This window comes from Massilia sp. YIM B02769 (genome assembly GCF_030411995.1).
In the GTDB taxonomy this organism is placed as follows: Bacteria; Pseudomonadota; Gammaproteobacteria; order Burkholderiales; family Burkholderiaceae_D; genus Telluria.
The window spans coordinates 453,852-477,211 of the sequence record NZ_JASNRC010000001.1; the positions used below are offsets into that span (position 1 = coordinate 453,852).

At 65.1% G+C, this 23,360-nt stretch carries 18 protein-coding genes; 10 read left to right on the forward strand and 8 right to left on the reverse strand.

The annotated features are described in order from the left end of the window. Window positions 1-17: 17 nt before the first annotated feature. Complete coding sequence (locus QPK31_RS02115; RefSeq protein WP_290421286.1) at window positions 18-1,529, reverse strand: XrtA system polysaccharide chain length determinant; 1,512 nt, start codon at window positions 1,527-1,529, stop codon at window positions 18-20. Window positions 1,530-1,876: 347 nt separating this feature from the next. On the opposite strand from QPK31_RS02115, the gene QPK31_RS02120 reads away from it, so the two are divergent. From QPK31_RS02120 to pepA, 8 genes are all read left to right on the forward strand, one after another. Continuing rightward, a complete protein-coding gene (locus tag QPK31_RS02120; RefSeq protein ID WP_290421287.1) occupies window positions 1,877-2,704 on the forward strand; it encodes a serine protease in 828 nt (275 codons plus the stop codon). A 138-nt stretch (window positions 2,705-2,842) separates the two neighbouring features. Next, the gene (locus QPK31_RS02125) at window positions 2,843-3,475 is read left to right on the forward strand and encodes an XrtA/PEP-CTERM system exopolysaccharide export protein (RefSeq protein ID WP_290421288.1); all 633 of its coding nucleotides are present in this window, start codon (window positions 2,843-2,845) and stop codon (window positions 3,473-3,475) included. Window positions 3,476-3,705: 230 nt separating this feature from the next. Then, on the forward strand, window positions 3,706-4,359 hold the full coding sequence (locus QPK31_RS02130; protein WP_290421289.1) for a hypothetical protein: 654 nt from the start codon (window positions 3,706-3,708) through the stop codon (window positions 4,357-4,359). A 20-nt stretch (window positions 4,360-4,379) separates the two neighbouring features. After that, window positions 4,380-4,661, forward strand: coding sequence for an HPr-rel-A system PqqD family peptide chaperone (locus QPK31_RS02135; RefSeq protein WP_290421290.1), 282 nt, complete (start codon window positions 4,380-4,382; stop codon window positions 4,659-4,661). Further along, complete coding sequence (locus QPK31_RS02140; protein WP_290421291.1) at window positions 4,655-5,572, forward strand: HprK-related kinase A; 918 nt, start codon at window positions 4,655-4,657, stop codon at window positions 5,570-5,572. Before QPK31_RS02135 ends, QPK31_RS02140 begins: the two co-directional genes overlap by 7 nt. Further along, window positions 5,569-6,657, forward strand: a complete 1,089-nt coding sequence (locus QPK31_RS02145; protein WP_290421292.1) for a nucleotidyltransferase family protein — start codon at window positions 5,569-5,571, stop codon at window positions 6,655-6,657. Before QPK31_RS02140 ends, QPK31_RS02145 begins: the two co-directional genes overlap by 4 nt. A 56-nt stretch (window positions 6,658-6,713) precedes the next feature. Then, on the forward strand, window positions 6,714-7,427 hold the full coding sequence (locus QPK31_RS02150) for a GAF domain-containing protein (protein WP_290421293.1): 714 nt from the start codon (window positions 6,714-6,716) through the stop codon (window positions 7,425-7,427). A 183-nt stretch (window positions 7,428-7,610) separates the two neighbouring features. Next, window positions 7,611-8,471, forward strand: coding sequence for a flocculation-associated PEP-CTERM protein PepA (gene pepA / locus QPK31_RS02155; protein WP_290421294.1), 861 nt, complete (start codon window positions 7,611-7,613; stop codon window positions 8,469-8,471). 191 nt (window positions 8,472-8,662) lie between these two features. Here the strand turns inward: pepA and QPK31_RS02160 are convergent, their stop codons facing one another. The 5 genes from QPK31_RS02160 to QPK31_RS02180 form a co-directional block, all read right to left on the reverse strand. After that, window positions 8,663-9,736 carry a nitroreductase family protein gene (locus QPK31_RS02160; protein ID WP_290421295.1) on the reverse strand — a complete coding sequence of 358 codons (1,074 nt, stop codon included), beginning with the start codon at window positions 9,734-9,736 and terminating at the stop codon, window positions 8,663-8,665. Continuing rightward, window positions 9,733-10,620, reverse strand: coding sequence for a ThiF family adenylyltransferase (locus QPK31_RS02165; protein ID WP_290421296.1), 888 nt, complete (start codon window positions 10,618-10,620; stop codon window positions 9,733-9,735). Before QPK31_RS02165 ends, QPK31_RS02160 begins: the two co-directional genes overlap by 4 nt. A gap of 84 nt (window positions 10,621-10,704) precedes the next feature. Beyond that, entirely contained in the window at window positions 10,705-11,361 is a 657-nt protein-coding gene (locus QPK31_RS02170) for an N-acetyltransferase (RefSeq protein WP_290421297.1), read from the reverse strand. Between the two features lie 282 nt (window positions 11,362-11,643). After that, on the reverse strand, window positions 11,644-14,418 hold the full coding sequence (prsT, locus tag QPK31_RS02175; protein WP_290421298.1) for an XrtA/PEP-CTERM system TPR-repeat protein PrsT: 2,775 nt from the start codon (window positions 14,416-14,418) through the stop codon (window positions 11,644-11,646). Between the two features lie 205 nt (window positions 14,419-14,623). Beyond that, window positions 14,624-14,935 carry a hypothetical protein gene (locus tag QPK31_RS02180; protein WP_290421299.1) on the reverse strand — a complete coding sequence of 104 codons (312 nt, stop codon included), beginning with the start codon at window positions 14,933-14,935 and terminating at the stop codon, window positions 14,624-14,626. A 60-nt stretch (window positions 14,936-14,995) separates the two neighbouring features. Here QPK31_RS02180 and QPK31_RS02185 point away from each other — a divergent pair, with 60 nt between their 5' ends. Both QPK31_RS02185 and QPK31_RS02190 read left to right on the forward strand, forming a co-directional pair. Then, a complete protein-coding gene (locus tag QPK31_RS02185; RefSeq protein WP_290421300.1) occupies window positions 14,996-15,514 on the forward strand; it encodes an NAD(P)/FAD-dependent oxidoreductase in 519 nt (172 codons plus the stop codon). Window positions 15,515-15,535: 21 nt separating this feature from the next. Continuing rightward, on the forward strand, window positions 15,536-16,192 hold the full coding sequence (locus QPK31_RS02190) for an FAD-dependent monooxygenase (RefSeq protein WP_290421301.1): 657 nt from the start codon (window positions 15,536-15,538) through the stop codon (window positions 16,190-16,192). Between the two features lie 17 nt (window positions 16,193-16,209). Here QPK31_RS02190 and icmF read toward each other — a convergent pair whose 3' ends face one another. Together icmF and QPK31_RS02200 are read right to left on the reverse strand one after the other, a co-directional pair. Next, window positions 16,210-19,512, reverse strand: coding sequence for a fused isobutyryl-CoA mutase/GTPase IcmF (gene icmF / locus QPK31_RS02195; RefSeq protein WP_290421302.1), 3,303 nt, complete (start codon window positions 19,510-19,512; stop codon window positions 16,210-16,212). Window positions 19,513-19,743: 231 nt separating this feature from the next. Then, on the reverse strand, window positions 19,744-23,298 hold the full coding sequence (locus QPK31_RS02200; RefSeq protein WP_290421303.1) for an indolepyruvate ferredoxin oxidoreductase family protein: 3,555 nt from the start codon (window positions 23,296-23,298) through the stop codon (window positions 19,744-19,746). Window positions 23,299-23,360: the final 62 nt, after the last annotated feature.

Sequence of the window (23,360 nt, forward strand, 5' to 3'; positions counted from 1 at the left end):
GCTCCTAAGATTCTTCCTTACAGGCCCGGACGGGCCATCATCGTCGCCACGCCGGCGCCATACAGGCCGATCAGCAGCAGCACGGTGGCGGCGAGGCCGTACAGGCGCTTCTTGCGGCGCACCTTCTGGCCATCGGTCCAGTGCATGTTGATGGTGCCGAGGATCGGCATGCCGGTCACTTCGCGCAGCGCCGCCTGGCTCAGGAAGGTCGGACGGAACTGGCTCATCAGGAAGGCGCCGGCCAGGCCGGCCGCCAGCGCGGCCAGGAAGGCGGCGGTGAACAGCACCGGGCGGTTCGGGCCGGTCGGCACCGACGGCGCCAGCGGCGGTTCGATCACGCGGAAGGCCAGCATGTCGGTGGCCGACGACAGGTCGCCCGACAGGCGGGCCTGTTCGCGGCGCTCGATCAGGCGCTGGTGGTTTTCGCGGTTCACCTGGTAGTCGCGGTTCAGCTGGGCCAGCTGGGCTTCGACTTCCGGCGCGGTGGTGCTCTGGGTGCGCAGGGTGTTGACGCGGTTCTGGTACTCGTTGACGCGGGCACGCAGGGCGGCCACGCGCGACTCGGCGTCCGACAGGCTCACGTTCAGCTGCTGCATCATCGGGCTGGCGGCCAGGTTCGGGTTGGCGCCGCCCTTCTTCGCTTCGTCCTTCTTGCGCTGCTGGAGCTGTTCCAGCAGGCGCTTGGTGGCGATGATGTCGGGATGCTGCTCGGTGTACTGCAGGCGCAGCGAGTCGAGGTTCTTCTGGGTGGTGGCGATGCGCTCGGCCAGTTCCGGATCGACCGGGCCGGCGCCGTCCTTGCCACCGCCCGTCATGCGGCGGCGGATCGCGTTGCGCGACTGCTCGGCCTCGGCCAGTTCGAGTTTCGCCTGGCTCAGGGAGTCGCTGGCGGACGCCACCTTGCTGCCGAAATCGGCGCCTTCGCGCGGCAGCAGGCCCATGTTCTTGATCTTGAATTCCTTCAGGGTGTTCTCGGCGGCCGCCAGCTTTTCTTCATAGCTGCGGATCTGGTCGTCGATGAACTGGACAGCCTTGTCGGATTCCTGGCGCTTGCCGCCGAAGCTGCCTTCCATGAAGATGGTCAGCAGCGACTGCACCACGTCCTTGCCCAGCTTCGGATCGGAGGCTTTATAGCTGATGGTGTAGATGTCGTCGCGCTCGGTGCCGGCGATGGTGATCTTCGACATCAGGGAGTCGATCATCTTCTCTTTTTCGTCGGCGTCGCGCGCCTTGACGTCGAGGTCGGTCATGCGCATGACCTTTTCCACGTTCGGACGGCTGATCAGGGTCTGGCGCATGAACGTCACCTGCTGGTTGACGTTCGGCAGCGAGGTCATGCCCGACAGCAGGGGCTTCAGGATGCTCTGGGTATCCACATAGACCCGGGCCGTGGTTTCGTACTGGTTGGGCAGCCGCAGCACGATGGCCCAGCCGATCAGCGCCACCACCCAGGTGATGGTCACCGCATGCCAACGGTATTTACCGATGGCCTTGAGGAAATTCAGGATAAGGGCTGTTATTTCTGCCATCTCGTCAGTCTCGCCATGAATGCCGGACGCGGCTGCGCCAGCTACAACAATCAACAAAGAACCCGCATCATCGCTTGTAGTTTGTGCAATTGCAATTGCGTGCCGGAAAATTGTGCTAATAAACGCGCCGGATGGCACCGCTTACAACACAAATTCTTAGCTGCAACGCATAAAACCCGGCCCCCGGTGCGCCTGACGGGGTATTATTGTCATCAGGCAAACTTTGCTGGGGCCTAAATGTTGCACTAGGTCAACCGTGAAACTTCTGGAGGAGGGGACACGGGGTCGCTTTGCTCAACATCAAGCTGATGTATTGTAATGTTTAAAATACAAAAAGGTCTGCACGATTGATTCCTAATCGAAATAATAAAAAACCACAGGCATGGCTATCGCGGCCGCCGCGCCGCGCCTGGGTCGGCGCCGCCCTGCTGGGAGTGGCCAGCCTGCTGGCCCTGCCGGGCGCGCCGGCCCGTGCCGATGGCCTGGTGCGCACGATTCCCCAGGTCAAGCCGGCTATCGTCGGGGTCGGCAGCTTCCTGAAGACGCGCAGCCCCTCGGTGATGTTTACCGGCACTGGTTTCGCGGTCGGCGACGGTTTCAGCATCGTGACCAATGCCCACGTGGTCCCGGACAAGCTCGACGCGGCGAAGATGGAGCAGCTGGGCGTGGTGGTCGGCAGCGGCCAGGACATCGCCTTCCGTCCGGCGCGCCTGGTGGCACTCGACCGCGAGCACGACCTGGCCCACCTGCGCCTCGAGGGCGGGGCGCCGCTGCCGGCGCTGGCCCTGGGCGATTCGCGCATGGCGGTCGAAGGTCAGGCGCTGGCGTTCACCGGTTTCCCGCTCGGCATGGTGCTGGGCCTGAACCACGTGACCCACCGCGCCAACCTGTCGGCGCTGACGCCGATCGTCATGCCTTCGATGAGCTCGAAGCGCCTGGATGCGCGCGCCATCACCCAGCTGCAGCGCGGCGGCATGAAGATCTTCCAGCTCGACGGCACGGCGTATCCGGGCAACAGCGGCAGTCCGGTCTACGATCCCGACACAGGCGCCGTACTTGCTGTTATTAATATGGTGTTCGTTAAGGGGCTGAAGGAAACGGCGATCACGACGCCAAGCGGCATCAGTTACGCCATCCCTTCGCAGTACGTGCTGGAACTGCTGCAACGGAAATGAAAAAATAGAAGTATTTCAATCGTGCATGCCTTTGAGGAAACACGATTACGATACAATACGCCGGTTTGATGGCTAAATAACAATTTTGTGGCATTCGACACAGCGGGGCGTTGCCGGTCGCTGCATGCCGGGAAAGGAATGGACGTGAACAAGATCATGACGAACCTGACGAAACTGACCCTGGCGGTCGCCTGCGGCCTGGCCCTGGCGGGTTGCGCCAGCAAGCCGCCCGCGCCTTCGGCCGCCGCCATGGCCCAGGCCGCACCGGCCGACTACCTGATCGGACCGGGCGACTCCGTCAACATCATCGTCTGGCGCAATCCGGAAGTATCGATGTCGGTGCCGGTCCGTCCGGACGGCAAGATCACCACCCCGCTGGTCGAAGACCTGCCGGCCGCCGGCAAGACCTCAACCGCCCTGGCGCGCGACATCGAGACCGCGCTGGCGAAATTCATCCAGCAGCCGGTCGTGACCGTGGTCGTAACCGGCTTCGTGGGCAACTACGGCGAGCAGATCCGCGTGATCGGCCAGGCCGCCAAGCCGCAAGCGCTGGCTTACCGCCGCGACATGTCGCTGATGGATGTGCTGATCGCCGTCGGCGGCGTCACCGAATTCGCTTCGGGCAACAAGGCCATCATCATCCGCAACGTCGACGGCAAGCAGGAAAAGCTGAACGTGCGCCTGGACGACCTGATCAAGGAAGGCGACATCTCGGCCAACATGCCGATGCGTCCGGGCGACATCCTGGTGGTGCCGGAAAGCTTCTTCTAAGCAGCTTGGCGCTGGTTGTCGAACTAGCGCGACTGTCGGGTTTTCTTACAACGGCGCCGTGAAGGCGTCGTTGTATTTTGGCGTGTACCCCGTAGAATTGGCCTAAGTGCTTGATTCTTTGTTGCATTTAGTCAATTTATTTGAGCTGGTACGCGGCTTGCTTTAATGTTGGAAAAGCAGAGGCCCCACAGGGTTATGGCATACTTTCGATGACTCAGGAAAACGTCGATATGGAAGATCAAGAAGGCCGCAGCGCTCCGGCGAACGAGGCGCAACCAGCACCGGAAGCCCAGGCGGCACACGATGTGCCCCAGCTCGATGCGCGCGGCGCGGCGCGGCGCCGCTTCACGCGCGCCGGCGCCGGTGCGGCCGGTGTCGTCCTGACCCTGCACAGCCAGCCGGGCATGGCCACCTTCGGCCACTACGGCGGTGTCTGCGCGTCGCCTTCGGGCTTCATGTCGATCAAGTCGGCCAGCCACAATCCGAATAATTCCTGCAGCAACAACCATTCCTACACCTACTGGCGCGACAACCACCGCGCCTGGAAATCGCGCTGCGGCACGCGTCCGGAAACCCGTTTCGTCGAGGTGCTGGCCCCGCGCGGCGCGTATGCCGGCCTGAAGAACATCACCCTGCTGCAGATCCTCCAGCAGACCAAGGAAGTGCGCGCCATCGACCGCTCCTTCGTGGCCCTGCAGATCGTCACCGCCCTGCTGAATGCGCGCGCGTCGCGCAACAGCGGCATCGCCAGCGTGCTGCCGGAAGACAAGGTCGTGGCGATCTGGGACGAGTTCACCATCAAGGGCAGCTACCGGCCGAGCGGCAGCGCCCGGCCATGGACCGGGCTGGAAATCTCGGCCTACCTGCAAACCACCTTCCGCTAGCCTGCCGGGTATCACCACGCATGCGTAGTCCGCCGATCTGGCGCCTGGTCCCCGGCCAGCGCCTGGTACACCGCTGCCACGACGGCGAATGCGTGCTCTTCAACGACCTGACGGGCGATACCCATTTGCTGGGCCAGGATGTCCTCGACCTGCTGGGACTGCTGCGCGGCGCGTCGCAGCCGGCCGCCTTGCTGGCCACCTTGCTGGCCGGCGCCGATGCCGATGCCGGGACGCTGGACGAGCTCGACGAAGTGCTGGCCGACCTGGCCGCGCTGAACCTGGTCGAGGCCCAGCCTTGCTGACCCTGGCCAGCCTCGGCGAACGCGCGCTGCGCGCGCGCCTGCGCGGCCCCGGCCTGCGCCTGCAGACCGGCCCCTTCGTCACCTGCGTCCACAGCCCGCTTGCGCTCCTGGCGCAGACCCTGGGCACGATGTACGCCGACTACCCGGTGCTGGAAGAGGGCAGCCTGGCCGACTTCCACGTGCGCCTGAGCGGTTCAAGCGGCCTGCGCCGCTTCGTCCGTCCGCAAGTGCACTTCCATTTCGACGGCATGGCGCCTTTCCAGCCCCTTCCGCTGGACCAGGCTTTCCCGATGTTCGAATGGGCGATGAACTGGTGCGTCTCGAGCCAGGCGCATTCCTGGCTGGTGATCCACGCCGCCGTGATCGAGAAAGGCGGCCTGGCCGCCATCCTGCCGGCGCCGCCCGGCTCCGGCAAGAGCACGCTGTGCGCGGCGCTGGTCAACCGCGGCTGGCGCCTGCTGTCCGACGAACTGACCCTGGTGCGCCTGGACGACGGCCGCGTCGATCCCTTGCCGCGCCCGGTCAGCCTGAAGAATGCCTCGATCGGCATCATCCGCGACTATGCCCCGGCGGCCGCCTTCACGCGCCCGGTGGCCGACACCGTGAAAGGCACCGTGGCCCACATGCGGGCTTCAAGCGACAGCGTGGCGCGCGCCGGTGAAGCGGCGGCGCCGGCCTGGATCGTGTTCCCGAAGTGGCAGGCCGGCGCCGCGGCCGAACTGACCCCGGTGCCGCAGGCCCGCGCCCACATGCGCCTGGCCGAGAACGCCTTCAACTACAGCCTGCTGGGCGAAGCCGGCTTCCAGGCGGTGGCCGGCGTGGTCGATGCGGCGCGCACCTTCGATTTCCGCTACGGCGTGCTGGACGACGCCATCGCCGTGTTCGAGCAACTGCTGCGGGAGCGCACATGAGGCCGCCGCTGCCGCTGTTGCTGCAGGCCTTGCGCGAACCCGGCGCCATGGCGCGCTTCGGCGAACCCGAATGGGACCTGCTGCTGCGCCAGGCCCTGGCGGCGAACCTGGCCGCCACCCTCGGCCTGCTGGCCGAGGAAGCGGGGGTGCTCCCGGCCTTGCCGGCACGCGTGCAACGGCGCCTGGGCTGGGCGCGCACGGTCTGGGAACGCCATCTGCGGGCGGTGGCCCTCGAACTCAGGCAGATCAAGCTGGCGCTGGCCGAGACCGGGCTGCCGCTGATCCTGCTCAAGGGCGGCGCCTACGCGATCGCCGGCTTGCCGGCCGGCGCCGGGCGCCTGTTTTCCGACATCGATATCCTGGTGCCGAAGGAACGCCTGGCCGACGTCGAGAGCCTGCTGATGCTGCACGGCTGGGCCGGCTCCCATCACGACGCCTACGACCAGCGCTATTACCGCGAATGGATGCACGAGCTGCCGCCGATGCAGCACATGCGCCGCGCCAGCGTGATCGACGTGCACCACGCGATCCTGCCGGAGACGGCGGCGGCGCGTCCCGACCCGGCGCGCCTGCGCGCCGCCGCCCGTCCGGTACCCGGCCACGACGGCGTGTCTACCCTGGCGCCCTGCGACATGGTGCTGCACAGCGCCGTGCACCTGTTTTCCGATGGCGAATACCACCACGGCCTGCGCGACCTGTTCGACCTGCACCGCCTGCTGGTCCATTTCGGCGCCGAGCCGGGATTCTGGGCGGCATTGCCGGCGCGTGCACGCGAGCTGGAACTGGCGCGTCCGCTATGCTATGCCCTGCGTTACTGCACGCGCCTGCTCGGCACCCCGGTGCCGGCCGCCGTGCTGGACGCCGCGCGCCCCGGCGCCCCGAACGCGGCCTTGCTGACACTGATGGACGCGCTGTTCCTGCGCGCGCTGCAGCCGCCGCATCCGAGCTGCGCCGATGCCTTCGACGCCGCCGCGCGCGCCGCACTGTATATCCGCGGCAACTGGCTGCGGATGCCGCCGCTGATGCTGTCGCGGCATTTGTTTCACAAGGCATTCCTGTCGCCGAAGGCCGAGCCCGCACGCTGAGGCCGTCGCCTTCGCGGCGTAACGGACGGGCCCGGCCCGTCGACGAGGAGGTGGCAATGGAGGACAACCCGGATCTGACCCGCTTGCGCGCGTTGCAGCATTTCCTGTCGGACGGCAGCCTGGAAGACACCCTGCAGGGCCAGGCCCGCGCATGCGCGCACATGCTGCGCGCCGACAGCTGTTCGGTCATGCTGCTCAGCGGCGGCGGCAAGGACGAGCGCCTGCGCGTGCATGCCCATGCCGGCGCTCCCGGCGACCGCCTGCCGGCCGCGGCGCTGGAAGCGAGCATCGGCCGCGGCGAGGCGATCTGCGGCCAGGTGCTGGCCAGCGGCCAGGCGCTGCTGGTCGAGGACATCGGCAAGTCGGCCTATGCGCTGCTGGCGCGGCGCCCGCAGGACCCGGGGCGCAGCATGATGTCGGCGCCGATCCGGATCGAAGGCCGTACCGTCGGCGTGGCGAACGTGGCCGGCGCCGGCTTCACGCAGGCCGACCTGGTCATGTTCGAAGTCATCTGCCTGTTCATCGGCAAGTCGGTCCAGGTGGCGCAATTGCAACACCTGCTCGACTCGCGTTTTGCGCGCCAGGCGCTGGCGCAGGAGGCCGACGGCGCGCCGCCGGCTGCCTACCGCAACCCGGACGAGGTAGCGCGCATCCTGGCCCGTTCATTCTATAAAGAGCTGTCGCGCGCCGGTTTCGAGGCGGCGCAGATCGTCGGCGCAGCCAGCGAGATCATCGACCAGCTCAACAGTAAGTTGCATAAGAAACATTAAACATTCTTCTTGACATTTGCAAATAAGAAATGTATGTCGATATTTTTTACAGATCAGTTAGCGATACGCTAACAATCGACGCTAAGTTGTTGATTTAAAAAGAATGTGAAATCCTGGCACGGGCCTTGCTAATAGTTGAGTGTGTTTGCCAAAACCGATCAACCACATCGAGGATTACCGATCATGAAATTTCTGAAGAAACTGACCTGCGCTGCTGCTGTTGCAATGTCCATGGCCTCGGCCGCCCACGCTGGCCCTGTGCTGAACGACTGGGTCTTCAACCCGAACGGCGGCGGCTATGAAGCCGGCCAGGAAATCAACGAATACCTGGACGTGAACGGCAACGCCTTCATCCAGATCAACCCAACCGGCGGCACCAGTTTCGAGTTCCGTGAACACGCTGTGTTCAACATCACCCAGGCTGACGGCAACGGCGCCCTGTTCCCAATCAACTACGCTGGCGGCAACATCAGCGCTGTTTTCGAAGCAAACGGCACCGGTAACTTCAGCGGCGCGTTCTCGTTCACCGGCGGCACCATCCGCATGTACCAGAACCCGACCAACGGCCAATACGCAGGCACCGAAGGTGTCTACGGCGCCAACCTGGGCAACCTGATCGCCGAATTCAGCGTGCTGGCCGGCGGCGGCGGCCTGGTCGATGCCAGCGGCTCGCCAATCAACAACGGCCAAGTGACCGTGCTGGCGAAAGCCATGCCGGGCCAGCTGGCTGAAGGCTACTTCTTCAACTCGAACGGCGATGACCTGTCGATGGAATCGATCCTGTCGTTCGCTTTCACCAACGCGAACACCCTGGGTGAGCCAACCGACCGCCTGGTCTCGGAAGTCGCTTGCGAATTCGCCGGCTTCACCGGCGCCGGCTGCGATGGCACCGCTTACGCGAACACCCCAGGCCAGTATTTCTTCGTCGGCAACAACGGTCAGTTCAAGCTGGCTGAAGTGCCAGAGCCAGGTTCGCTGGCCCTGTTCGGCATCGCCATGCTGGGCGCCGGCGTCGCTGCTCGCAAGCGCGCCAAGAAGGCCTAAGTCGTCGGGAATTTCCTGATGCAATGAAAAGAGCGGGCTGGTCCCGCTCTTTTTGTCTTTGCGCGACGGATAGCGATGCGCGGCCGGATACAAGAAGCGGCAATGACAAAAAAAGGCAACGAAAAAAACGGCAACGAAAAAAAACGGCAACCAGATGGTTGCCGTTTTTTTTGGGGGGATCTTTTCCCTGCTCAGGATATCATCAACTGCGCCAGCGGCTTGCGCTCCGAGCGGGCGGCCGGACGCGGCCCATAGCCCAGCCGTCCCATGTAGACCGGATGCCCGGCGCCGCCGAAGATCAGGGCCTCGGTCTGGCGCTGCAGTTCGCGCGCCGAGGCCTCCAGGCGCGCATCGGCGGTGAAGCGGGTGTTTTCGCGCGCGTACTTGGAAAAGATCAATGGCGTCATTTCCGGCTGCATGTACAGGCCGAGCGTGGTCATGGTCAACCAGAAGCGCTGCAGGGCGCGGCCGGCGGCCACGTAGTCGTCGATCGAGGCCGGCTTGCTGTTCGCACGCAGCACGAAGTGAGCGGCGCAGGCCATGCCGGGCGCCAGGTCCATCTGCAGGCGCGGCGCCCAGGTGCCCATCAGGGTGTTCACCGACTTCATGCGGCGCCAGCTGACCATTGCCCACTTCATCAGGTGCAGGGTCATGGCGTCCACGCCGAGGGCGTTCGCCGGCACCTTGTCCGGGCTCTTGTCGCGGTTTTTCCAGTCGATGATGCTGCGGTGGGTCTCGAAGGCTTCCGGCATCGTCAGGCGCAGCCGGGCGTTGTTGTACATCAGCTTGGCCGCCTTCCACTTCTGGTCGCGGCTTTCCAGCCAGCCCAGGGTGTAGTGGGGCGCCACCACGGCTTCCAGCTGGCGCTTGTGCGCATCCGTGAGGGGCGTGGTCTTCATCGGGCGGCGCTGCACGGTGCGCTCCTTGATGGCGCCGATCAGCGGGCTGGGCGTGACGGATGCATCGGCAACGAAACGTACCTCGAACACCGGATGGGTGTCCGGCCCTTCCGGCTGGCGTGCGATGTCGGCGCGCAGGCCATGGCCGCTGGCGGCGATGGCGATCGTTTCCAGCAGGGTGCCGAAGGCGATCTGGCTCGGGTGGCCGTCGAGGTCGTACACGCAGTGGTCGCGCGTGTCGTAGGCGTGCACTTCCAGCCGGTCCGGCGCCGCGATCCGGAAGCGCCAGGTCTGCATGTTGTCGCCGCTGGGCGCCCAGCGCGCCAGCTCGAGGATCTGTTCGATGGTGGTTGCCTGCGTGTTCATCGCGTCGCTCCGGCGGCGGCCAGGTCCTTGGCCAGCTGCTTCTTGCCCACCGCGATCATCAGGCGGTGCAGCGGGTTCTTGTTGCCGCCCGGGCGCCAGGTGCGCACTAGCTTGTTGCGGTAGGCGTCGAACTGCACGCCCCAGGGCGCGGCCAGGACCTTGCCGCGGCCGAGCAGGATCTTCAGGGCTTCGGTGCCCATCACGCCGGCGCACAGCTGGCAGGCCATGATGGTCGAGGGGCCGCGCCGCTCGACGAAGTTCACCGCTTCCGGCACCACCAGGTAGGGGCGGTGCAGGCCGGCCGGCGCCAGGCCGACCACGAAGTGCACGGCCTTGTCGGTTTCCGGCAGGTCGCCCCACTGGAAGTATTCCTCGAAGGTCATCTGGCCCGGCAGGAAGTTCAGCAGGGCCGCGCCCATGCCCAGCGGCGCCACGGTGCTGGCCGGGATGCCGAGCCGGGCGCACAGGGCGAAGGTCTGCTGGCGGATCTCGAAGGCGAAGAAGTCGAGCGCGTCGACGTACATGTCGACGCCCTGCAAAAAGGCTTCCAGGTTGCCGGCATTGATGCCTTCGCCGAAGACCGTGACCTCGCAGTCGGGATTCACGTCGAGCAGCATGCGGCGGATCACGTCGGCTTTCGGCTGGCCCAGGGTCGAGACCATGGCGCCGACCTGGCGGTTAAAGTTGGGTACGTCGAAACTGTCGAAGTCGGCGATGTGGAATTTGGTGACGCCCAGGCGCGCCAGGGTCATGGCGTGCACGCCGCCGACGCCGCCGCCGCCGGCGATCGCCACCCGCTTTTGCCGCAATCTCGCCTGCTCCTCTTTCGTTACCCAGCCAATGTTTCGGGAAAAAGCCTGCTCGTAGGGGAAAGGAGTCGTCATGTGCGGAAAAGGAAAAACTGGGGAGTCGCGGCGAAAACGGCGGAAGCGGCGAAAATGGGCACGCCTGGCGCCCAGTGATGGAATTCAGGCGACCTGCTGTTCGTCGATGCGGCGCAAGCGGTTGATAATGCCCTGTTCTTCGCGCGGCGAAAAGAAATACGGATAGAAGGAACGCTCGTTGGTGGTGGTGGACCAGGTGCCGCCGAGATTCTTGATCTGCTCCGTCACATAGTCGAGGCTGATACGCAGCAGGTAAGCCGGCGCATTCACGCGCGGATTGGTCTTGACGTCGCCGACGCGCTGGAATCCGAGCATATGCTCGTAAAAGCGGCGATGGCGCGGATTGACTTCGATAACGATATCGGTGCAATCGTGGATATCGCGGGCGTAAATCACGGCCAGGTGAAACAGGTTGGCCAGCGAGGTTTTCGAGCGCACCGTGGGGTCGAATGCCAGCTTGGTGAATTCGCACAGCTTGGCGCCATTCGCACGGTAGGCGTCGAGTTCTTCCTTGAAAATCTGGTCCGCCATCAGGCCGATCGGCGAATCGATCCCCAGCGTCAGGGTCCCTACGACGTCGCCCTTGTCGGTGGCGGTGAGGGTGATGCGGTTGGGGTCGTCCGAGAACTGGTGTGTCCCTGCGTAGCCACGCCAGGCATACATCTTGTTGACCAGCATGCTGGCCGAATTGCGTCCTTTCGCCGTATCGGTAAGCCGGATTCCATATGAATCTTGGTTCACGATAACATCCTCTAATTCCGAGCTCGCTATATTATCGCGATCCTCAAAAACATGAGCGTTCGATAGAATTTCCACGGATATATCTCCGTTTTCCTTCGCATCTTGATTGATTGTCATCGCCGGACACCTCGTTTTGCGGCGCCGCCGTGAATTGGCGACGCCCCGTTTTCGACGCACAGGCCAGGATTTCCGATCGCCGGAAAACCTGGCCTGACGCACCCCATCCATCCATGCCGCTGTTTTTTGTATGGTGCTTTTTTAGTATGTTCAGATAGTAGAACGTTACAGCGTTTTCAGCAACGCGCGCGCGTCCTCCAGCTGGGGGAAAGGACGGTTCTGGGCCAGCAGGGTTTCCAGTTCCTTGCGCGCGCCTTTCTTGTCGCCCGATTTATGCAGGCCGACCGCCAGGTGATAACGCAGTTCCGGCGCCGCCGGTGCGCCCGCCACCGCTTTTTGCAGCAGCGGCAAGCCGCGTTCGACGTTCCCCTGTTCCACCAGCATCCAGCCCAGCGTATCCATCACGGCGGCATTCGTCGACGCCACCTTGTAGGCCTGCTCGGCCGTCGCCAGGGCGCGCGGATCCTTTTCCTGCTGGTAGGCCCAGGCCAGGTTGTTCAGCGCCGGACCATTGTTGGCATCGCGCTTGACCAGGCCTTCCAGGATCGCGATCGCCGGCTTGAACTGCTTCTCGGCCATGTACGACTCGGCCAGGTACATCTGCACGCCGGCGTCGTTCGGATTCTGCTTGGCCCAGGCGGTGATGCGCGCCTGCGCTTCCTTGGCCTTGCCGGCCTTGCGCAGGGTTTCGGCGGTACGCATCATGATCGCGCCCGACTTGGTGATCGCCTGCGCCTTGTCGTAGGCGGCCACGGCCAGGTCCGGCTTCTTCAGCGTCTGCTGCAGGTCGCCCTCGAGCAGGAAGCCGACCGGCGACTTCGGGTTCTGCTGCTGCAGGTCGCGCGCCATCGCCAGCGCCTCGTCCTGGCGGCCGCGGCGCATGGCCAGTTCCACCTGGGCCACGCGCGCCTGCAGCAGGTCCGGCTGCAGGGCCACGGCGCGTTTCAGCGCTTCGGCGGCGGCGCCGTCGTTCTTCAGGCGCGACTGGGCGGCGGCCAGGCGCATCTGCGCCAGCGCCGACTTCGGCAGCATGCCGACCAGCTTGCTGTAGCTGTCGAGCGCGCCCTGGCCGTCGTCGTTGGCCAGCTGGGCCTGGCCGAGCAGGTCGAGCATGTCGGCGCTGGACGGGTTCGAGGCCTGGAACTTGCGGGCCAGGGTCAGCGCCTTTTTCTCCTGCTTGGTGCCGAGGTAGTGGGCGCCCAGCTTCAGCACGGCCGGGATCGCATCCGGGTTCTCGGCCTGCGCCTTTTCCAGCCAGGTGGTCGCTTCGTCGGGCTTTTGCTGCAGCATGGCGAGGTCGGCCAGGGCGGCCATGGCGCCGAAGTTCTTCTTGTCCTTTTCCAGGATGGTCTCGAAGTGCTTGCGGGCGGCGTCCGGCTTGTTCTCGCGCAGGTCGAGCTGGGCCAGGTTGGCGGCGGCCGGGAAGAAGGTCGGCTGCAACTGCAGCGCTTTCTCGAAGGCGGCGCGCGCGGCCGGCACATCGCCCTTGGCCAGGTGCACGGCGGCCTTCAGGTTCTGGGTCTGCGGATTGTCGGGCTGGGCCTGTTCCAGCTTCTCGGCGGCGGCCAGGGCCTTGTCGTAGTGCTTCAGGTTGAGTTCGGCCTGGACCAGGGCGGTCAGGGCGCGCGGCGACTTCGGATCGAGTTCGGCGGCGCGCTGCAGTTCGTTGATGGCCTGGACGCTGTCGCCCTGGCTCAGGCGCGACAGGCCGAGCGAGGTGTGGACCACGGCGGCGTCCGGCGCCAGCTTGGCCGCTTTTTCGAACAGGGCGGTGGCCTTGCCGAATTCGCGTGCCTGCATGTAGGACTCGCCGGCCAGGGCCAGCAGTTGCGGGTCGTTGGTGTTGTCGATGGCCGGGGCCAGGGTGGCGACCGCGTCGCCCGGCTGCGCTCCCTTGAGCAGGGCCTGGGCCAGCAGCTTGCGTGCGTACAGGTTGTTCGGATCGGCCGCCAGGTACTTGCGCAGGTGGCTCTCGGCCTGGCCGTTGGCGCCCAGGTTGAGTTCGACGGCGCCGGCCAGCAGGATGCTCGGCAGGTGTTCCGGCGCGCTCTTCAGGATTTTCTGCAGCGATTCGCGCGCGGCAGGGTACTTGCCTTCGGTGTAGTCGACCAGGGCCTGGACGTGGGTCACGGCCAAGCTGTTCGGCGAGGCCTTGCGCCCGGCTTCGATCTCGGCGCGCGCTTCGGCGTACTTGCCCTGCTCGATGCGGATATAGGCTTTCTCGACGTTCGCGTTGCGGTCGTTCGGACGCAGGGCCAGCACCTTGTCGAAGGCTTTCAGGGCTTCCTCGCCCTTGCCGGTGGCGCGCAGCATGCCGCCGCGGAACATCCAGACGTCGGGATTGTTCGCATCCTTGGTGATCGCCTCGGTGGCGTAGCGCTCGGCCGCCTCGGCATCGCGCTTGACCAGGGCATGGCGCGCCAGGCCGGTCAGGGCCGCGCCGTTGTTGGCTTGCAGGGCGATGGCCGCTTCATACGATTTCTTCGCGTCGTCCTGCTGGTTCTGGGCCAGCAGGGCATCGCCGCGCAGGGCCAGCAGCGGCGCCGACTTGGCCACCAGCTCCGGCTTCAGTTCGTCCAGGGTTTCCTTGAACTTGCCCTGGAACTGCAGGGCACGCGCCAGTTCCGGCAGCACGCGCTCGGGCGCAGCGCCCAGGCTGGCGGCCTTGCGCAATTCCTTTTCGGCCGACACCGCATCGCCGGTCTCGACATACAGGGTGCCCAGCTGCAGGCGCGCTTCGACGTCTTCCGGGCTCTTCGCCACGGCATTCTTCAGCTGGATCAGGGCGGCCTTGGTGTCGCCCTTCTGCTGGTATTGCTTGGCTTCGGCCAGCAGGGTCGCGGTGGACTCGTCGCGGCTGCAACCGCCCAGGGCGCCCAGCAGGAGGGCGCTCGTCAGGGCGGCGGTGGTCAGGGTGATCTTGGAGACTTTACGGGACATGGGTTCCTCAAGGGTTGTGCGGGTGCCGTCCGAAAGGCGGGCGACGAGTTTCCTCACTAACAATAATACCTCAAGGAATGGACTGTATCCCGCACAACTCCCGGACTATTTCATTGCTGTTGCATGCACGCGATTTCCCTCGAGAACGCTTTTCTCGGGAGAAAATTGGCATGTGGAAAAAGTATGTCCGCAGGGCTATTAAAAGCTAGTCGGATTCGCCTTTGCGCAGGCGGCTGAGCAGGGCCTCGACATTCTCGCCCACTGGCAAACCATGGCGGCGCAGCAGCTGCACGTGCAGGACCATGTTTTCGAGTACCAGCTTGGCCGATACCGCCAGCAGGGTCATCAGGCGATCCTCGGTGCTGAAGTTTTCCATCGCGGCAGCCATCTCGCACAGGTGGCTGGCCACCAGTGCGCGCAGGTCTTCCTCGGCAAACGGCAGGTCGGCAAAGTCGATCGGGTCTTCCTGCTCGACTTCGCGCATCAGTTCGGCAAGTTGCTCGGGTTTGATCGGCATGCCAGCCTCCATCGATTAGCGGTAGAGCCATTCTAGAACATCCACTAGAATGAACTGATGATGCCAAACGGAAACAAATTGGAAGTGGGAGTCATCGGCGCCGGAACCGCGGGGCTGGCCACGGCCATTGCCCTGGCGCGTGCCGGGCATGCGGTGACGGTGTTCGAGAAGCACCGCGCGCTGGCGCCGCTGGGCGCGGGCATCCTGATCCAGCCGCAAGGCATTGCCGCCCTCGATGCGCTGGGCGTCGGCGCCGCCTTCCATGCGGCCAGCGTGCCGGTGACGCGGCTGATCGGCACCTGCCACCGCAACTGGCGCATCGTCGACATCGACTACGGCCAAGGCGAGGCGCGTGGCGTCAGCCGCACGGCGCTGGCGCAGTTGCTGCTCGATGCGGCGCTGGGCCTTGGCGTGCAGCTGCGCTATGCCAGTCCGGTCGAGCGGGTGGTGGTGCATGGCGCGCAGGCGGCAGTCGTCACGCCCGATGCGGACCGGCGCTTCGACCTGGTGGTGATCGCCGATGGCGCCGCATCGACGCTGCCGGCCCAGGTCGGGCTGGCGGTGGCCTCGACGGTCTAAAAATGGGGCGCGCTGTGGGCCATGTTCGATGTGGCCGATTGGGCCGGGCAGGCCCTGCTCGAGCAGCGCTACGGCGGTACGCGCCAAATGTACGGGCTGATGCCGACTGCGCGCATTGACAACAAGCTGCGCCTGTCGATGTTCTGGAGCCTGCCTTGCAGCGACTATGCCGCCTGGCAGGCGCGTTCCATCGAGGGATGGAAGGACGAGTTGCTGGCCTTGTGGCCGGAGTCGACGCCCGTGGTCGAGCAAATCGTCGGTCACGATCAGTTTGCGTTGGCCACCTACCGCCATGCCCGCGCCAAACGCCTGGCCAGCGGGCCGGTGTGCGTGGTCGGCGATGCCGCGCATGCCATGAGTCCGCAGCTGGGCCTGGGTAGTACGCTGGCGGTGCAGGATGCGCTGGCGCTGGCCAACGCGGTCGGCGCGCAGGGTGCGATTGAAGGCGGCGCGCTGTATTCGGACGAGCGCCTGTGCGCGGTGCGCAATTACCAGCTGTTCAGCAAGGCCCTGACGCCCTGCTTCCAGGCGAACGGCGGCGGCCTGTGGCGCGACCTGCTGTTCGGGCTGGGCCTGAAGCTGCCGGGCATCCCGCAGCTGATGGTGCGCAGCATCGCCGCGCCACCGCAGGCGAAAAAAATCCCCGCGCCGGCCGTGAACGCCTTGCGCGGGGATTGAGCGGCGGGCCGCCGGGCTTACATGTTGCGGCGGTACTGCCCGCCCACTTCGAACAGCGCGGTGGTGATCTGGCCCAGCGAGCAGACGCGCACGGCGTCCATCAGCTTCTCGAACACGTTCTGGTTGTCGATCGCGGCCTGCTGCAGGGCGGCCAAGGCAGCCGGCGCCGCGCCGGCGTTACGGGCGTGGAAGGCGTCCAGGCGCGTGAGCTGCGACTGCTTCTCGTCGTCGGTGGAACGGGCCAGTTCGATCGTCGCCGGGGCTTCCGCGCCCTTCGGATTGCGGAAGGTGTTCACACCGATGATCGGCAGCGAGCCGTCGTGCTTCTTGTGCTCGTACAGCATCGACTCTTCCTGGATCTTGCCGCGCTGGTAGCCGGTTTCCATCGCACCCAGCACGCCGCCGCGCTCGGCGATGCGCTCGAATTCCTGCAGCACGGCTTCTTCGACGAGATCCGTCAGTTCGTCCATGATGAAGGAACCCTGGTTCGGGTTCTCGTTCTTCGCCAGGCCCCATTCGCGGTTGATGATCAGCTGGATGGCGAGGGCACGCCGCACGGATTCGTCGGTCGGCGTGGTGATCGCCTCGTCGTAGGCGTTGGTGTGCAGCGAGTTGCAGTTGTCGTAGATCGCGATCAGCGCCTGCAAGGTCGTGCGGATGTCGTTGAAGTCGATCTCCTGCGCGTGCAGCGAACGGCCCGAGGTCTGGATGTGGTACTTCAGCTTTTGCGAGCGGTCGTTGGCGCCGTACTTGTCGCGCATCGATACGGCCCAGATGCGGCGCGCCACGCGGCCGAGCACCGTGTATTCCGGGTCCATGCCGTTCGAGAAGAAGAAGGACAGGTTCGGCGCGAAGTCGTCGATGTGCATGCCGCGCGCCAGGTAGGCTTCGACAAAGGTGAAGCCGTTCGACAGCGTGAACGCCAGCTGCGAGATCGGGTTCGCGCCGGCTTCGGCGATGTGGTAGCCCGAGATCGACACCGAGTAGAAGTTGCGCACCTGGTGGTGGACAAAATATTCCTGGATGTCGCCCATCACCTTCAGCGAGAACTCGGTGCTGAAGATGCAGGTGTTCTGGCCCTGGTCTTCCTTCAGGATGTCGGCCTGCACCGTGCCGCGCACGTTGGCCAGCACCCATTCCTTGATCTTCGCGGCTTCGTCGGCGGTCGGCTGGCGGCCGTTATTTTGAACGAACTTGTCGATCTGCTGGTCGATGGCGGTGTTCATGAACATCGCCAGGATGGTCGGGGCCGGGCCGTTGATGGTCATCGACACCGAGGTCGACGGGCTGCACAAATCGAAGCCGTCGTACAGCACCTTCATGTCGTCCAGGGTCGCGATCGAGACGCCCGAGTTGCCGACCTTGCCGTAGATGTCGGGGCGCAGTGCCGGGTCGGCGCCGTACAGGGTGACCGAGTCGAAGGCGGTCGACAGGCGCTTCGCATCCATGCCGGTCGAGACCAGCTTGAAGCGCTTGTTGGTGCGGAAGGCGTCGCCTTCGCCGGCGAACATGCGGGTCGGGTCTTCGCCTTCGCGCTTGAAGGCGAACACACCGGCCGTGAAGGGGAAGGAGCCCGGCACGTTTTCCAGCATCAGGAAGCGCAGCACTTCGCCGTGGTCTTCGAAACGCGGCAGCGCGACCTTGCGGATGGTGGTGCCGGACAGGGTTTTCTGCACCAGTTTGGTGCGGATTTCCTTGTCGCGGATTTTAACGACGTAGTCGTCGCCGGCGTAGGCGGCCTGCATGTCGGGCCACATGTCGAGCAGCTTTTTCGCGTTGCCGTCCATGGCGTTCTCACGCTCGGTGATCAGGTCGTCCAGGACAAGGTTCGGCTGTGATTCGGCACGATTCGCCGCGGCCAGCATGCGCTTCGTTTCGCGCAGCTGCTGGCGCTCGCGGGCGAGTTTGACCTGCTTGGCCGTGTTCTTGTGGTAGCCGCGCACGGTGTCCGCGATCTCGGCCAGGTAGCGCGCGCGGGCGGGCGGCACGATCACGTTCTTGCCGCTCGAATGCTTCTGCTCTGGCGCCGCCAGTTTCGAGGCTTCGATCTTCAGGCCGAGTTCCGCCAGCTTCGGCAGCAGGCCGTGGTACAGGGCGGTGACGCCGTCGTCGTTGAAGCGCGAGGCCTGGGTGCCGAACACCGGCATCTGGTCCGGGCTTTGCATCCACAGTTCGCGGTTGCGCTGGTACTGCTTGGCGACGTCGCGCAGCGCATCCTGGGCGCCCTTGCGGTCGAACTTGTTGATGGCGATGAAGTCGGCGAAATCGAGCATGTCGATCTTTTCCAGCTGCGAGGCGGCGCCGAATTCCGGGGTCATCACGTACATCGAGGCGTCGACGTGCGGCACGATGGCGGCGTCGCCCTGGCCGATGCCCGAGGTTTCGACGATCACCAGGTCGAAGCCGGCGACTTTACATGCCGCGATCACGTCCGGCAGGGCGTGGGAGATTTCCGAACCCGCTTCGCGCGTGGCCAGCGAGCGCATGAACACGCGCGCCTGGCCATTCCATGGGTTGATGGCATTCATGCGGATGCGGTCGCCAAGCAGGGCGCCGCCCGACTTGCGGCGCGACGGGTCGATCGAGATCACCGCGATGTTCAGGCGGTCGTTCTGGTCGAGGCGGATGCGGCGGATCAGTTCATCGGTCAGCGAGGATTTGCCGGCGCCGCCGGTGCCGGTGATGCCCAGCGCAGGTACACGCAGGTTGTCGGCGGCTTCGACGATCCCCTTGCGCAGTTCCGGGTCGGCCTTGCCGTTTTCCAGGGCCGTGATCAGCTGGGCCAGCGGGCGGTGGCGTGCGGCGATGTCGCCCTGCTGGAGGGCGTCGATGCTGGTCGGCGCGTAGGGCGAGAGGTCGATGTCGCAGGCTTCGATCATCGAGCGGATCATGCCGACCAGGCCCATGCGCTGGCCGTCTTCCGGACTGAAGATGCGGGTCACGCCATAGGCATGCAGTTCGGCGATCTCGGACGGGACGATCACGCCGCCGCCGCCGCCGAACACCTTGATGTGGGCGCCGCCGCGCTGTTTGAGCAGATCGATCATGTACTTGAAGTACTCGACGTGGCCGCCCTGGTAGCTGGAGATGGCGATGCCTTGCACGTCTTCGGCCAGGGCCGCGGTGACGACGTCGTCGACCGAGCGGTTGTGGCCGAGGTGGATGACCTCGACGCCGTTCGACTGCAGGATGCGGCGCATGATGTTGATCGAGGCGTCGTGGCCGTCGAATAGGGAGGCGGCGGTGACGAAGCGCACCTTGTTGGCCAGTTTTGGCTGTTCAGGCAGGTCGAGCTTGGCGGCGGGGGTGATGTCGTTCATGGTGTTCCTTCTGGAATCGGAAGCGGACAGGGTCGATTTGTACGGTATATGACGTTAACGTTAACGTCAAGTTCGGGGTGTGGGGTTCGCGTGCGTGGTTGATGCGTTCGGCGATGGGGAGATGCCGCGAATGATCGACGGTGCCATACCGCGTGGACTCGGGAGTCCACCCTACGGAGAATCGCTTTTGTAGGGTGGACACCTGTGTCCACGCGGTTAGGACATCAATATTTACGCGGCGCGTTTTTTGATGTTGCCGCTGAGCAGCTCCGCCTTGCGCAGACGGAAATTCTCGACCGCTTTTTCCTTCACGTGGCCAAAGCCGCGGATCTGTTCCGGCAGGCTGGCCAGCTCGACCGCGTCGGCATGGGAAGCAGCAGTCAGGGAAGGCAGCAGCGCCTCGATCATCTGGCGATATTCATTGACCAGCGCGCGCTCCATCTTGCGCTCGGCCGTGTAACCGAACACGTCGAACGCCCCGCCGCGCAGGCCTTTCAGTTTGGCCAGCAGCCTGAACGCGCCCAGCATCCAGCCACCGAATTCCTGCTTCACCAGCTCGCCCTTGGCGTTCTTCTTCGCGAACATCGGCGGCGCCAGGTTGAACTTCAGCTTCACGTCGCCCTCGAACTGCGACTTCACGCTTTCCAGGAAGCGGCCATCGGTGTACAGGCGCGCCACCTCATACTCGTCCTTGTAGGCCATCAGTTTGAAGTAGTACCTGGCCACGGCCATCGACAGCCGGTTGCCCATGCTGACCGCCGTTTCGGCGGCGCGCACGCGCTCGACCAGGTCCAGGTAGATGCCGGCATAGGCCGCATCCTGGTAGTCGGTAAGGAAGTCGACACGCTTCTTGATGACGTTGTCCAGGCTCTGCGGCATCTGCACCAGCACCGCCTGGGTCGGCGTGGCGGTGCGCTCGACACGCTTGAAGTCGACCGCCGCGCGCCGGCCCCACAGGAAGCTCTTCTTGTTCGAAGCCACCGCCACGCCATTCAGCTCGATGGCGCGCATGAGCGAGGCTTCGGTGAGCGGAATGCGGCCCTTCTGCCAGGCGTAACCCATCAGGAACAGGTTGGTGGCGATCGAGTCGCCCATCAGCGCGGTGGCGAGTTTGGTGGCATCGACGAAGTCGGCGCCGGAGGCTCCACCCACGGCTTCCACGATCAGGCCGCGCACGTCCTCGGCCGGGAACTGCCAGTCGGCGTTCTGGGCGAACGTACCGGTCGGCTGCTCGTGCAGATTGACGATGGCCAGCGTGCGGCCCGGACGCATCTTCGAGATCGCATCGGCGGCGCCGGTGGTGAGCATGTCGCAACCCAGCACCAGGTCGGCTTCGCCGGTGGCGATGCGCTGGGCGCGCAGGCGCTCCGGGGTGGCGGCGATCTTCACGTGCGAGGTGACCGAACCGTTCTTCTGGCTCATGCCGGTCATGTCCAGCACCGAGGCGCCTTTCGCTTCCAGGTGGGCGGCCATGCCCATCAGGGCGCCGACGGTGATCACGCCGGTGCCGCCGATGCCGTTGATCAGGATGTTGTACGGGTGCTCGACCGATGGGAGCACAGGCTCGGGCAGCAGACCCCAGCCATCGTCATCGCCTTTGCCCGCGCCGGCCTTGCTCTTCTTCAGCGTGCCGCCTTCGACGGTGACGAAGCTCGGGCAGAAGCCCTTGGCGCAGGAATAGTCCTTGTTGCAGGACGACTGGTCGATCTGGCGCTTGCGGCCGAAGTCGGTTTCCTTCGGCAGGATCGAGACGCAGTTCGACTGGATGCCGCAGTCGCCGCAGCCTTCGCAGACGGCTTCGTTGATGACCATGCGCTTGGGCAGGTCGGGGAACTCGCCTTTCTTTCTGCGGCGGCGCTTCTCGGCGGCGCAGGTCTGGTCGTAGATGATGACCGACACGCCCGGCAAGTCGCGCAGTTCGCGCTGGATGTCGTCCATTTCCTTGCGGTCGTGCAGGGTGACGATGCCGGGCAGGCTTGATCTGTCGGCATAGCGCGACAGGTCTTCGGTGACCAGGGCGATGCGCTTCACGCCTTCGGCCGCCATCTGCTGGGCGATCATCGGCACCGAGGTCTGGCCGTCGACCGGCTGGCCGCCGGTCATGGCCACCGCGTCGTTGTACAGGATTTTATAGGTGATGTTCACCTTGGCCGAGACGGCGGCACGCACGGCGAGATAGCCCGAGTGGAAATAGGTGCCGTCGCCCAGGTTCTGGAACACGTGCGGCACTTTCGAGAACGCTGCCTGGCCGATCCAGGGCGCGCCTTCGCCGCCCATGTGGGTGGTCAGCTTGTTCATCTCGGGGTAGATCGAGGTGGCCATCACGTGGCAGCCGATGCCGGCCAGCGCGAAGGAACCGTCGGGCACCTTGGTCGAGGTGTTGTGCGGGCAGCCAGAGCAATAAAACGCTGGGCGGAACGGCGTGCTGATCGCCTTTTGCAGCACCGCGTCTTTCGCATCGAGGAAGGCCAGGCGCGCGCGGATCAGGTCGCGCGTGGTGTCGTCGGCGACCAGGCGCGCGATGCGGCCGGCGATCACGCGCGCCACCTGCGCCACCGAGAAGTCGGCTTTCGGCGGCAGCAGCCAGTCGCCGCGCGGCGCGACCCACTCGCCCTTGTCGTCGAACTTGCCGATGATGTGGGGACGCACGTCGTCGCGCCAGTTGTACAGCTGTTCCTTCAGCTGGTACTCGACGACCTGGCGCTTCTCTTCGACCACCAGGATTTCTTCCAGGCCCTGCGCGAATTCGCGCACGCCTTCCGGCTCCAGCGGCCAGATCATCGCCACCTTGAACAGGCGCAGGCCGACTTTCGCGGCCATGACTTCGTCGATGCCGAGTTCTTCCAGCGCTTCCAGCACGTCCAGATAGGATTTGCCGGACGCGATGATGCCGAGTTTGGCGTTCGGGCTGTCGATGGTGGTGTGGTTCAGCTTGTTTTCGCGGGCGTAGGCCAGGGCTGCGTAGATCTTATAGTCCTGCATCAGCGCTTCCTGGTTGCGCGCCTGCTGGCCCAGCGGGACTGACGACAACTTGGTATTCAGGCCGCCTTCGGGCATCACGAAGTCCTGCGGCAATTTGACCTGCACGCGGTGGGGGTTGGCGTCGACCGAGGCGCTCGATTCGACCGTGTCGGCCAGGGCCTTGAAGGCGACCGCGCAGCCCGAGAAGCGCGACATCGCCCAGCCGTGCACGCCCAGGTCCAGGTATTCCTGCACGTTGCAGGGGTAGAGCACCGGGATCATGCAGGCCGAGAAGATGTGATCCGACTGGTGCGGCAGGGTCGAGGAATAGGCGCCGTGGTCGTCGCCGGCCACCAGCAGCACGCCGCCGTGTTTCGATGTGCCGGCATGGTTCATGTGCTTGAAGACGTCGCCGCAGCGGTCCACGCCCGGGCCCTTGCCGTACCACATGGCGAACACGCCGTCGTACTTGCTCGGGCCGATCAGGTCGACGGTTTGCGTGCCCCAGACGGCGGTCGCGGCCAGGTCTTCGTTCACGCCCGGCACGAACTGCACGTGGCTGGCTTCCAGGTGCGGCTTCGCCTTCCACAGGGTTTCGTCGAGGCCGCCGAGCGGCGAGCCGCGGTAGCCGGAGACGAAGCCGGCCGTGTCCAGGCCGGCGGCGGCGTCGCGCTCGCGCTGCATCATCGGCAGGCGTACCAGGGCCTGGATACCGGACAGGAAGATGTTGCCGGTCCTGGCGGTGTATTTGTCGTCCAGGGTGACGGTAGTGAGGCGCGAGGAATGGTCGTGCGCAGGCGCGCGCGGCGCGGCGGTGTCGGGCATGTGTGTCTCCAGCTTGTGATGGTGTTGTACCTGCTGTTCAACAGCGCCGGGTAGGCGTGCGT